The 12,908-nt window shown below is 64.2% G+C and carries 5 protein-coding genes and 1 pseudogene; 1 reads left to right on the top strand and 5 read right to left on the bottom strand.

Going from position 1 to position 12,908, the window contains the following annotated elements:
• The first annotated feature begins 83 nt into the window (after positions 1-83).
• Positions 84-656, top strand: coding sequence for a hypothetical protein (locus ABD301_RS09900; protein WP_344309167.1), 573 nt, complete (start codon positions 84-86; stop codon positions 654-656).
• Between the two features lie 383 nt (positions 657-1,039).
• On the opposite strand, the gene ABD301_RS09895 is transcribed toward ABD301_RS09900, so the two are convergent.
• From ABD301_RS09895 to ABD301_RS09885, 5 genes and pseudogenes are all read right to left on the bottom strand, one after another.
• Positions 1,040-1,240 (bottom strand): hypothetical protein, encoded by a 201-nt coding sequence (locus ABD301_RS09895; RefSeq protein ID WP_163573770.1) that lies wholly within the window; start codon positions 1,238-1,240, stop codon positions 1,040-1,042.
• Positions 1,176-1,568 carry a DUF7919 family protein gene (locus ABD301_RS42740; protein ID WP_452124519.1) on the bottom strand — a complete coding sequence of 131 codons (393 nt, stop codon included), beginning with the start codon at positions 1,566-1,568 and terminating at the stop codon, positions 1,176-1,178. The genes ABD301_RS09895 and ABD301_RS42740 overlap by 65 nt, the downstream gene beginning before the upstream one ends.
• Positions 1,568-1,738: pseudogene (locus tag ABD301_RS42355) on the bottom strand (putative adhesin); the annotation flags it as partial. The gene ABD301_RS42740 and the pseudogene ABD301_RS42355, both read right to left, overlap by 1 nt.
• Before the next feature lie 180 nt (positions 1,739-1,918).
• Positions 1,919-2,401, bottom strand: coding sequence for an SMI1/KNR4 family protein (locus ABD301_RS09890; RefSeq protein ID WP_163573769.1), 483 nt, complete (start codon positions 2,399-2,401; stop codon positions 1,919-1,921).
• A 4-nt stretch (positions 2,402-2,405) separates the two neighbouring features.
• Positions 2,406-12,635: a LamG-like jellyroll fold domain-containing protein gene (locus tag ABD301_RS09885; protein ID WP_344309164.1), complete on the bottom strand. Its 10,230-nt coding sequence runs from the start codon at positions 12,633-12,635 to the stop codon at positions 2,406-2,408.
• Positions 12,636-12,908 lie beyond the last annotated feature (273 nt).

The following is a 12,908-nucleotide window of genomic DNA, read 5'->3' as shown; positions in this document are numbered from 1 at the left end:
CCGTCATGTGATCTGGCGGTCACACTCCGCGCGACGTGGGTGGCAAAGTGGTGTTTAAGTCGGACAAGGGCACAATGGATGCTATGACGTACCTGCCGACCGAAACATCCGCATCTGTCACCGCTGGCCAGAAGCCGGCCCGGGCGGCCACCGGATCTGTCGGAACGACTACCCGGCCGGACAGATCCCAAACGTCCCGGCCGAATCTGACCAAGCCTGGCGCCACCAAGCCGGACTTGAAGAAGAAGGACAAACTGGCGGTCGAGGAACCGGTCGCGACCGCCGACCATGCCGAGTCATTTGCCGCTCCCGCGGCCGGGACCGCCCGCGTTGAGCCCGTACGCACCGAGCCGCTCGCGGACAGCGCCGACGATGCACCCGAGCCGGGCCGGCTGTTCGGTGTGACGGTGTGGGGGCTGGGGTTGACCGTGATCGGCCTGATCGTCGCCGGCTGCGTGGCGATGATGGCCCTCACCGCTGCCACCGGCACCAACCTCGGCGCCGCGCTGACCATGGTCCCGATCTGCGGCCTGCTCGGCCTAGGCCTGGTGATCGCGTCCCTGGGCACCATCACCCGCGGCCGGGTGCCGTACATCCTGCTCGGCTGCGCGACCGTAGTCCTGCTCATCTTCTTCGGCGTCGTCATCGCCACCTGACCGCCACGCCACCAGTTTCGGCCGCCCTCCAGGTGAACCGCGCCCCGACTGGTCAACATCGGCGATGGCGAGGTCGACGAAGACTCGCGGCACGGCATAGGTTCAGCCTGCGCGGCACCGACTGGTGCCGAACGACAGGCTGGCCGCGCCGCCGACTCGATGCCGCGCTTCTCACTCCGAGCAACTGCCCGTCGTGAACGTGCTTCTCTTTCTTGTCCTAGATAGTGCCGCCCGACCGAGGTGGATGTGATCCCCGCTGACACGCTGGCTGGCGACGTCACGATTTCAAGTGCATCGACTCAAGAAAAGCATTTGAGGTGACCTGCGCAAAGGCCCTTGAGACGCGGCTCGACATGAACGTCTCCCATTGCTTTCACTTGCCATCAAATCAATATATAGAGATCCCGTCCGGATGCCTTGGACTGCAAGGGGTGCCCGCTAAGGCCAGCAGTGGCATAAGAAGTCGCGTAGTCCAGCACTCCTTTCCCGAAAATCCCAGCGGCATATTTGTGTTCATTTTCAGCGTTCCATGCTCCAGCCATGCGGCCCAGCCTGCGCTCGATGTGGTCGATCAGAATTGCCACCTATCCGTCCTGCACCTCTGAATACATACACAACGTCACCGTTGGGACTTGGAATGCGTATCTCACTCATACCCAAGTAGACCTCGACTCTATCCATGCCCTCAACGGGTTGAATGCAGATCGGGGACTCTTCGTCGCAAAAATCGCAGTAATGCACGCCTCGCATGACATTAATCCGATCAGCGACTCTTCTTACCAATTGATCGCGTACCTCAATTTCCACATCACCAGTCTCGAAGGCGATATCACTGCCCAGCCAACCGATGTTCACCAAATTACCATCCGACGGCCGGTAGACATAAGCAGACAGATCCGGGTATTCAGACATCATCGCCTCACTACAGCGCACGCCGCCAAATGGCACACACCCATGTTCGGTTTGAGCAGATCTTTCAGTGTAGTCCGCGACTCTACCGTCGTCGATGCACCCATAATTGCCAAGTCCTTTGGGGCCTTAAGGGAACAGTTCGGGAGCGTATCGCCAGCGACGAGCGTGCGGACTGGTTTACGTCGCCGATCCCGACAACACGGTACCGGTCGGCGCGAACTCGCCGACCGCGTCGAGGTGGTTGGTCAGAAATGAGCCCACAAAGCGACAAGGGCATTTTCACACTGCGTTGCGTCAAGCCTTGACGCAACGTTCAGAACGCAGCGATCGGGACAGTTCAGATGTGGATCTTACGTGTCGTCAGTGCGAAATCGCTCACAGGAAGTCAATTTGTCAAGGAAATCCGCAAAGGATTTAGCGATCTGACGTGGAACTCGATCCTCATCGATATACGCGACTGTTGGTTCACCCTCGGAGCCACAGACGGAATAATCAAGCATTACCGCGTCATGACCACCTGATGGCATATCGCAAAGCACAACTCCAATTCTTGGATATTCCCATTCTTTAATCATCACATCCGAGAGTGAGTCGATTCCTCGCCTGCCGCCCAGGCCAAAGATCCCCTCGATCTCGATGTGGTCGGGTGTCCATGAATTCGGGAAGCTGACCTCTATGCACCTTTTCCGGACTGACCCACCGTTCCGCTCAGACAGCAACTCGACATAGCTACCTGGGAGACGGACTTGCAGTTGCTGTTCAACGGCGCTTACCAACTCATCTGTGAGTTCGGGTCCCGTATAATATTCACTATCAGTGAATATCTCAGACAATTTTCTACCTCCTGGTCGAGAACCCACCTGTGTGGCCAGTCAGTCTATGCACATCCCGGTCAATGAGTTGCATAAGGCCGGGCTCTTGGTGATGGTGCCACGTGTAACCCTCTGGAGTCGACGCCAGGCCTGCTGCTCTATTTGCTCTTGCGAAGTCGGTTGGCCTGTTACCCGAAAGTTCAATCTGAACATCTGGAACATCTGGGTGCCGCCAATCCGAAAAGTCGGGGAATCCATTCTCATCAAAGGGGACGCCCGTTACTGGATGGTCGCTATTCGCCAGAGCTCCATTCCGAACCTTTGGTGCCCCGCCATTTGCACAGTCGCAACCCTCGGGATGGCCGGTAACTGAGCCATTGCAGTTATGCACCAACACGGTCTCTACCGACTGACCGGCAGCAAGGACGTAGTAGGTGTGGAGGGTGGGGATGGTCAGGTCGTAGGTGACGGCGTTGCCGTGGCGGGTGTGGATGGCGAGGATGACGGCGGTGTGGCCGTCGTTGGTTTGGAGGTGGTCGCCTTCGTGGAGTTGGGCGGCGTCGATGAAGGCGGCTTTGGTGGTGTCGTAGAAGGGGTGGTGGGCGGTGGTGGTGATGGTGCCCATCGACACTGCGCGGCCGGTATGGTCGAGGGTGGCGATGGTGAGGTCGACGAAGTCGTGGTCGGTGGTGGTGACGATGACCCGCCCGACCTGATGCGCTTGGGTCTTGGTGTCGCCGGGGACGGCGTCGGCGATCTTGTCGCCCGTCTTGATCTGGGAGATCGGTTTGCTGGATCCGTCGGCTAGCAGCACGCGGGTGTTACCGGTGAAGCTGTGCCGTCCGGCGCAGGCTGCTGGTTCGTCTTCGTCGCGACCGGCCGTGGGGGGTTCGGGTTCTTCGGTGGTGCCGCGGTTGGGGCGGACGGGGCCACCGGTGGTTTTCGCGCCACGTGGGGTCCCGCCCAGGGCACCGGCGACGGCGCCGGCTTCGGCGCCGTCCAGGGCGGCTTTACCGGCTCCGGACCAAGAGCAGCCACCAGCTGCGCCGGAGCAGGTCAGACCATAGGTGATAGCGCCGGTCGCGCCGCCGCCGGCTGCTCCGACAATGGCACCGGCTGCGTGGCCGGCCGCACCAGAGGCGAACTTGGAGATCGCCTCAGGGAGCGCTTCTTTGATGACAGTGGAGGCGAGCTTGCCACCGAGGCCGCCGAGAAACCCACCGAGCGCACCACTGACACCACCGATAAGCGCGGCTTGCCCAAACGCCGAACCAGAACAAGCACTTTTGCCGTCCTGCAAGCAATGTACGCCCTGTTCCACCAGCCCGCCGACGGCGCCGGCGGCGGCACCGCAGATGGCGGCACCGGCGACCGCGCCGGCCCCGAAACTGATCGCACCTAGTGCTGTTTCGCAGCCGGCGAACACGACAGTTGAGGCGACAACGGAGGCGATGGTGGCGGCGTGTTTGACGATGAACTTGCCAACCGACCGGCCGGCCGATGCGACGGCGGCGCCGACTTTTTTCGCGCCAGCGACGATGTTGTGGTACGCGGCTGCGGCGACGCGTTTGACCTTGGCGGCCAGGGTGTACGCGGCTCTGATGACCTGTTGACCGAAGCGTTTGGCGGCGTGCCAGGTGTCTTTGACGAAATGGACGGCTTTTCGGATGAGGTGGATGCCGTTGTGCACCAGGGGCCGGATGATGTGGGTGTACACGTGGTTCACGATGGGAGCGACGTAATGGTTGTAGACGTGCGCGACGGCGTGTACGACATTGCTCGCGGCGTGCGCGACGTTGTGGGCGGCGTTGCTGACCGCGTGCCCATAGCAGCCCCAGTCGAACAACCCGCAGGTTCCGTCGGGGTCCTGGTCGCCGAGCGGACTGTCTCCGACGTACGCGAATGGGTTAGCTGACACCGATGTCGGCACCGGGTTGTTGGCGGCGGCGTCTTTGGATTGGAATTCGCCGGTGGCGGGGTCGTACCAGCGCGACCCCATGTTGACCTTCCCGGTGTCAGGGTCGGTCCACCCTGACTGGAACCCGAGGTTGCCGACTTTCCCCGCGGTGGCGGTGGTATTCCCGAGCGGGTCGTACGTCGTGGTCCCCGACAGTGTGGCGCCGGTGGAGGTGAACTGGCCGACGACGTCGTCGTGCGCGTCGGTCCATGCCAACACCCCGCCCGTGCCACCGCTGGTTCCGGTCGCGAGCAGACCTCCGTCGGGGCCGCGGGAGTAGGTGTTGCTGCCGTCGCTGGCCAGGTCGTTGCTGGTGCCACTGAACGAGAACGCGCGCTGGGTGCCGGTCGCGCTGGTCGTCGCTGAGGACACGACCCGCCCGAGCGCGTCGGAGACGTACGTCTTGGTGGCGTTGGTGGTGCCGGCGATCGTCCCGGTGACGGTTTGCTGCTGTCCGTACGCGTCGTAGGCGTAGCCGGTGGTGCTGGCGCTGTTGGTTTGTTTGGTCAGGGTGCCGCGGGCGGTGTAGGTATAGCTGTTGGTCCCGTCGCTGGTGAGTTCATCGCGGGCGTCGTAGGTGTAGACGTTCGCGCCGACCCGAGTCCGGTTGCCGGACGCGTCGTAGCCATATGGGACGGTTTTCGTGCCGTCGTTCCATGACGTGAGCCGGTCGGCGTAGTCGTAGGTGTAGGTGTTCGCGGCGGATCCGGCGCCGAGTCCGGTGGTGGTTTTGCTGGTGAGGTTGTCGTTAGCGTCGTACCCGTAACCGATAGACGCGACCGTGGTCCCACCCGAGGTTTTCAGGGTGTCGCTGGTGAGGCGGTGTTGGTGGTCGTATCCGTACGTCCGGGCGTTGCCGTTGGTGCCGTAGGTGAGGGTGGTCGGCATCGAGAGCTGGTTGTAGCCGACGCTGATCTGCGTGCTGGTGATCGGATCGGTGGCGGTGGCGAGCCGGTCGGCGGTGTCGTACGCATAGGTGGCGGTCCCGGCGGCATCGGTCCGCGACGCGAGCAGCCCATCTGCGGTGTAGCCGAAGGAACTGGAGGCCGCGGACCCGGAGGCTGTGAGTAGCTGGCCGCGGTCGTTGTACGTGAACGATTCGTCGGTGGCCGGGATCTGCGGGCCGGTCGGTCCGGTGTCACCGGCGGCGGCCGTGGATGCCTTGGTGATCCGCCCATCCGGGTCGTAGGAGAACGATCGGTCGGCGGTCGGGGCGTCCGCGCCGCTACCGGACTGGGACAGAAGTTCGCCGGCCTTGTCGTACGTGTCCGCGAACGTCACGCCGCCAGGTTTCGTGGTGCCTGCTGGGTGCCCGTCGGCGTCGTACGTCGTAGTGGTCGTCCGGTCGGCGGCCGCGGTGTAGGTGGCGGTGCCGGGTTCGATGCTTGATTCGGGCAGGTTCCAGCTGTTGAACGTGGTGATCCACGAATTTGCTCGGCCGTCGGTGAAACGGGTCCGGTGCCCGGCCGCGTCGTACCCGAAAGTGGTGGTGATCGAAGTGGAGTCGTCGACCGGCTGCTGTTCCTGGGTGACCAGACCGGAGGCGTCGCGGGTCAAGGTGGAGGTGTGGTTGCGGGCGTCCGTGGAGGTGAGCTGGCGACCGGCGGGGTCGTAGGTCGCCGAGGTCTTGGCCAACACCGTGGTTCCGTCGGTGTCCAACTGGGTCGCGGTCAGCGGGTCGCCGAGATGGTCGTACGTGGTGGCGGTGGCGGTGCCGTCGGCGAGCGTGGTTTTCGCGACGTGGCCCTGCAGGTTGTAGGCGGAGACGGTTGTCGTCCCGGCTGGGTCAGTGACCGAGGTCTGCTCACCGGCCGCGTCGTAGCCGTAGGAGGTGGTGGCGCCGGCGGGTGTGGTGGTGGAGGTCAGGTATGCACCGGCCGGGTTGGCTTGCGAGGCCGCGTACGAGTTGGTCGTCGTGTACGACGCTGCTGCCGGATACCGCTCCAGGACCGTGGAGGTGAGGGGGCGGCCCATCCAGTCATAGGTCGCTTGGGTCGTCGCACCGTTGGGGGTGGCACTCTGCAACAGGTGCCCGGCCGGGTCGTAGCTGTTGCGGGTGATGCCACCGCGTGGGTCGGTGACCGAGGCGGTGTCGTTGAGTTGGTCGTACGTGTAGGCGACGGTGTTGCCGAGCGGATCAGTGACTGACGTCGTGTCGCCGGTGTCGTCGTACGCCCACCTCGTCACCGGGATGGTCGGCGAGCTCGCCCCGGGCGGGATGTACGCGGGTTGGGTGACGGAGGTTTTCTGTCCGGCGGCGTCGTACGCGGTAGTGGTGACGTTGCCGTTCGGGTCCTCGGTTTCGGTCGGCGCGCTGGCTGTGTCGTAGCCGATCGTGGTGATCGGATGCACCGACTGCGCCGCTGCGCCGCTGGTTTCGGCGTTCACCGCCGGCCCGGTGGTGACGGCCAGTTGCCCGTCTTCGTCGTACGCGTAGGTGGTGACCGCGTTCGCCGGGTTGGTCATCGAGGTCGGCAGGCCGCGCTTGTCCAGCGTCCACGACGTTTTCGACGACCGGCCCGCGTTGTCGGACACGGTTTTGCTGGTGACATGCCCAAGCGGGTCGTAAGTGGCCGCAGTGGTGTTGGTCGCGCCGGTGCCGTCGCTGATGATTGACGAGGTCGGGTGGTCGTCGCCGTCGTAGGCGATGGTGGTGGTGCGGTTGACGCCGGCAACGGTGCTGGCGGTGACCCGGTCGCCCGCGTCCACGGTGTTCTGGAACCAGGACGCCTGGTTGTTGCTGTCCTGTTCGGTGAGGTTCCCGTCGGCGTCGTAGCCGTTGACCTGTTGCCAGAACACGGTGGTGTCGGCTTGGTCGATACGCCCGACGGCGTTGAGCAGGCCGTTGTCGTAGTAGACGTAGTAGGTCCAGTTGCCGTTGGAGTCCTGCAGGTAGGTCAGTTTCCCGGTGACGTCGTAGACCCGGTGCGAGATCACCAGGTCCTTCTTCGGCGACGGACTGTTCGGGTCACCGGTGTAGTCCTTGAGGATCTGGTCGAGCGGTCGTCCTTCCGCGTCGTACGTGTACGCGGTCGTTTGCCCGGACGGATCTGTTTCGCTGGTCCGCCGCCCATAACCGTCGTAGCTGTAGCTGGTGATCTTCCCGAGCGGGTCGGTGCTGGTGGCGGCCAGGCCGTGGTCGTCGTACGTCACCGACGTGGTCCGCGGTGCGTCACCGCCGGTCACATCCGCGGTGGTCTGCGACAGCAACTGCCCGTCCGGCGCGTACGACGTGCTGATGTTCGCGGTGTGAACCGCGCCGGTGATCCGGTTGGTGACCCCAGGATCGGCCTCCGACGTGACTTGCCCGGCTTTGTTGTACGTGTAGCTGGTGATCAGCCCGTTCGGGAAGGTGTCCGAGTTTTCCTTCTGAGTCAGCGTCTGCCCGACACCGTCATAGGTGTACGAGGTGACCGCGCCTGCCGGGTCGGTCACCGACGCGATATCCCCATTGTGGAAATACGACACCGTGGTGGTCGCGCCGCTGGGCGACACGGTTTTGTACGGCAGCCCGACCGGCGCGAATCCGGTGTCGGCGGCCTTGACGGTGGTGCCGTCGGTATACGCGATCGTCGTGGTTCGGCCATTCGGATAGCCTGCGACCGCGGGTGTGGTGACAGCGGTCTGGTTTCCGGCGGCGTCATAGCCATACGTCGAGCGGTATGCCGGGTCCGTCGCACTGGCGGATCGGGCGTCGCTGGTGCTGGCCAGCACATCGTTTTTGGGGCTGGGTGTCAGCGAGGTGCTGGTGTCATCGGGCAGATACGTCTTGTAGCTGGTGGAGCAGACCTGGGTGTGCTGGTTCTGGCAGGTGGTCTGCGAGACCTCGTTGCCACGCACGTCGTGGCCGACGACCGTCGTACGGCCGTACCCGTCGCCGATGGCGTGCACGAACCCGCCGGTGTCGTACCCGTAGGAGGTCAATGCGCCGGTCGCGTCGTTGTCCGAGATCTCCCGCATCCCGTTGTTCACGTCGTACCGGTGGGTCAGCGTCGCCCCGCCCGGGTCGGTGATCGTGACCCCCTTGATCGGCGACAGACCACCATCAGCGTTTCGCATCGCCGTGTAATGCGCGGCGACCTCCTGCGCCGAGAGTTGGTTGGTGTAAAACGAAAACTCGCCAATCGACCCAGGGAACCAGCCGAGGTCGTTGGTGGGTTTGTTCGCCCAACCCGCCACCGGCCCCGCGCCCAGATATCCGTATGAGTAACCCGGGCTCTGCGCCTCCAACGCCGCGGTCGTGGTGGCGACCGCCTGACCGTCCAGATACAGGACCTGCCCACTGGCCGAGGCCGCCAGCACCGCCTGGTGCCACCGGCCGTCGTTCACCGTCTGCGCGCTGCCCGGCACGCTGGACAGGTGCGTGGTGTCCCAGATTTTACCGTGCAACTTCCCATCGGAGCCGACATACAGCACCGGGTCGTACTGACCGGCCGAGCCGGTCATGGTCGACAGGTCCTGCTGCTGCATGCTGAACAACACCCCGCCGGTGGTGTTCGCCTTGGGGACCTGGAACCACACCTCCGCCGACGCGGGTTTGCCGTTCACCACGTCACCCGGCGGCAGTTGCACATAGGACGGCGAGGAATTCGACCCGGCGAACGAGGCCGCCGGGTAATCCGGTGTCGGGCCAGCCGCACCCAGCGTCACATTGTGATACATACCCACACCGCTGTCGACCTCGTCGATCGCCTGCGTCGACCCGGCGCCCTCGGCCAGCATGAAATAGCTCTCCGGCGCCGACCCCGACACCGCCGACCGGTACACCAGCACCGACCCCGACACCGTCGCCGGGTTGACCGTCCACATCCCGCCCTTGTCATCGGTGACCGTCTTGACGGTGGTCGACACCGGGTCGTACGCGACCTGCGCATCGACTTTCCCCGACGGGCGGGTGATTTTCGTCAGCAACCCGACCGGTGTGGTCCCCGCCCTGTACAGCGACGTGGCGGTCTGGGCGGTGAGCTGGCTGGTGTAAAAGCCGACATCGGCGATCGAACCGTTGAAGTAGTACGCCGAACGACTGGTGTCACCCGAATGCGGTTCGTCCGGGTACGGCGCGGCCAGGTATCCGGCGCCGATGTGCCCGTACTGCAAAGCCAACGGCTTGTACCCGCCACCGGAATCCGCACTCGGGCCGCCGGTCGTTCCGACCTGCGCCCCGTCCAGCCACATCGCCTGTCCGGTCAACGACCCGGACAACACCACATGATGCCAATTCCCGTCGGTCACCGTCCCAGTCGTGGTGATCGGCGCGTTCGTCGCGCTCTTCCACAACAGACCGTACAGTTTCCCGCTCGCGCCAACATACAGCGCCGGAACGAACCCGCCCTTGGTCGCCTGATTGTCGGCCGTCTTATCCGAATAAGAAAACAACACGCCCAGTGGCGTGGATGTCTTGAACCACAACGACACCGATGCCGCCGGGTTGGTAGCCATGTGCAAGTTGGGCAGCTGCACGAACGACGACGTGCCGTTGAACGACGCCGCCGGCGCCGAACCGCCGGCCAGCGGACCGGCCGCGCCGAGCGTCACGTTGTGGTAAGTACCGTTGTCGTTGCCCTCGTTGGCCAGGTTGACACTCGCAGCGGTCGTGGCACCGGTGGATTCGGCCAGCGGCCAGAAAGATTCCGCGCCGGTATCCACGGTTTGGTTGTGATATTGCGAACCGGTCGTGTACCCGTACGTGGTGCAAGTGCCGGGGACGTCGATTGGCGCGCACATCTGCGTCAACTCGTCGCCGGTGTAGCCGTACGTCCACGTCAACACCGTCGACGAATCACCAGGAGTCCTCGGGTCAGTGGCCACCGTCGCCACATGCGGGTAGGTCGCACCGGACGGTGTCGCCCAAGTCAGATGCAATGCGCGGCCCGACGCGCCCGATGTCGCGGTGACAATATGCCCGCTAGACCAGGCATAGGTGATGGCCCGGCCGTTGGCATCAGCCACCGACGTGATTCCGTACGCCCCCGCGCCCAGTGGCTGCGTGAACGTGTAGGTGGTGTCGTCCTTATCGATCAGTTTGTACCCACCGCCAGTGACCGCGGCGAACGTCGCGAACCGACCCGACGGCGGCGTGAACGACCCGTCCGCGTTCTTCCCGAAACCGACCGTCGACCCACCCGGATAAGTCACCGCGACACTGGTCACCGCACCAGCGGGGGTGTACTGCTCAGCGGCCTGGGCGTCGAAGACACTCGACCAGCTTTCCCCGAAACCACCGGTCATTCTCGGGTCGCGCGAATTGTAGTCACGATCCACCTGCAACGACGGACCAACCGTCGTCACATTCGCATCCGTCTCCGAGGTCGTGTAATTGCCGTTGTCCGCCGAAAAACCCCGCCCGTCCGGATTCTGCGACAACGACGAGGTCACCAGCGGCTGCGGCACCTGTACGGTCAACGCCTGCCAAATTCCAGGCGGTGAGTATTTCGCCCCGTCGTAGTTCTGCACCTGCCAGTAATACGTCTGACCCCACACCAGTTTCCCAGCGGGAATGGCGTAGCTGTTGGCGGTCTGCAGACCGGAGTCGGCGATCTTCGTGTTCGCGGTGTTGTAGACCTGGAACTGGAACTTCTGCGCCGCGGTGATGTTCGGATCCAGGTCCCCGGTCGCGGCCAGCGTCGGAGTCAGCGAGTTCACCGCCGACCCGTTCCGAGGGAACCAGTTGTAAACCTGTGGTGTCAGCGTGCCGGTGTAGTTGATCTCCATGTACGGCGGGAAATCGGAGTTCGCGGAGTCGAACTGCTTCCAATGAAAGGTGTCCGACTCGATGCCGTACAACGACAAGCCATATGTGCCGCCGTTCTGCGCCCAGTTCGTCAGCACGCCGACCGACACCGGGAGAGTGACCCAATCACCCACCGTACGATCAGCGGCGGTGTTCTTACACGCGTTCGGGACATTCGGTGTCCCGCCGCCGACCGACCCGCCCACCGTCGGCCCCGGATACGTCGTCGTCTTGGTCAGATCAAACGGCTGATAGACCGCCGCGACCTCCACCTTCTCCGCCGTACACGTCGAAGCCCAGGTGTCGAAAAGATGCAGGTTCACCGACGAAAACGTGACCCCCGAACCCTCCAGACCAGAATTCGGGAACTGCAGAAACGACCGCGCCTTATGCGCCTGAGCGTCCGGCACCACACCACCGTCGTACGCGCCGATCTTGACCGTGGGCTCACTGGAATGGTCCACCTCGGGAACATTCGTTCCCACATACGTCGTCGCCGCATCCAGGTTCGCGGTCGGGTCCACCGTCACCGGGAACACCCGCGCCGGATCCCGCAACCAGTGCTCGTCCAACCCGACCTGAATCGCCTGGCCACCGCCGCTGGTCGTGACAAGTGTGGTGGTCAGGGCGTACGTCGTGGCACCCTCACCAGAGCGCGGGTCAATCTTCGCGTCAGACGCGAACCCGGCCGGAATCCGAGCCACCGTCTTGCCGGTCTTGTCGACCAGCTCGATCGTCCCGTTCGGCGCCGGCTGCCGCGCGGTCACGCCCGTCAACCGCAACGGAAACACCCAACCCGCGGCGGCCTGCTCCGACCGCAGAACCACCGACTCCTTCACACCCGTCGCCGTCGGCTCCACCCGAAGGTCCGTACTCGGCAACACGCCCGGGTACGTCGCCGTCTGCCCAGACACCGACGGCGCCACCGGCGCTGCGCCCGCGAGCCCGTACGAGAACACCCGGCCGCGGTCCAACGCCCCGTCCAGGCCCAGTCGCACCAGGGCGGGGTCGGCCGCTGAACCAGCCACATCCAACGCCAGCGAGTTCGCCTTCTCCCGCCAACGCCCATCACCCGTACGCGCCAACGACACATCGATGTGCTGCCAAGCACCAGTGGCGTCGCGATAGTTCACCGGCCGCTGATACACCCGCCGCGCGTACGAACCATCCGGATTCTGAAAGAAATCCGTCGTCGCCGACGACCGAGTCGCCACCCGAACCGCGGGCTTCGCCGCCCGGCCACCCGCGGCCTCAGCCGGAATGCTGCCGCTCTTTCCCTGCGGAACCGGCTTCAGCGGCGACGAATACGCCGGCAACTCACCAACGCCCTTCCCCGGCGCCCGCCCAGCCGCCTTACCCCCACCAGCAGGCACCGGCGCGGCCGGAGCCTTCGGCGGCGCACCACCCGCCCGACCCACCTTCTGCACCGGCACACCGGTCCACGTCACATCCGGACCGCCGGTCAACGCTGACCACAAACCCGACCACAGCCCGGGCCACGACGACCCCGATGGCAAAGGAATCACCGGCCCAGCCAACGCAGTCGCCGGATCAAACGAAAAGGTCACCAGAAAAGTCAGAACAAGACCCAGAACGCCACGACGCAACCAGCGTCCGTTTCTCCGCCCCACCCCGCGCGTCGCTCGTCCTATTCCGGACGTACGGCGATGAGAAGAAGTTAATCTGGGCACGAAAAAACCACGCGCGCGAGCAGCCATCGGTCCAACCCCGTTCCCCGTGCGATGCCAACCAGAACCGGATACCAGAAAATGGAGCCATCGACTACTCCGACAAACGCAGTCGGCCGACGAATCGTGAACGACCCACCACCAAGTCGTCAA

Source organism: Fodinicola feengrottensis (genome assembly GCF_039530045.1).
Classification (GTDB): domain Bacteria; phylum Actinomycetota; class Actinomycetes; order Mycobacteriales; family HKI-0501; genus Fodinicola; species Fodinicola feengrottensis.
Note: the sequence above shows the minus strand (reverse complement) of the source record. Positions and strands in the feature narration are given on the sequence as shown.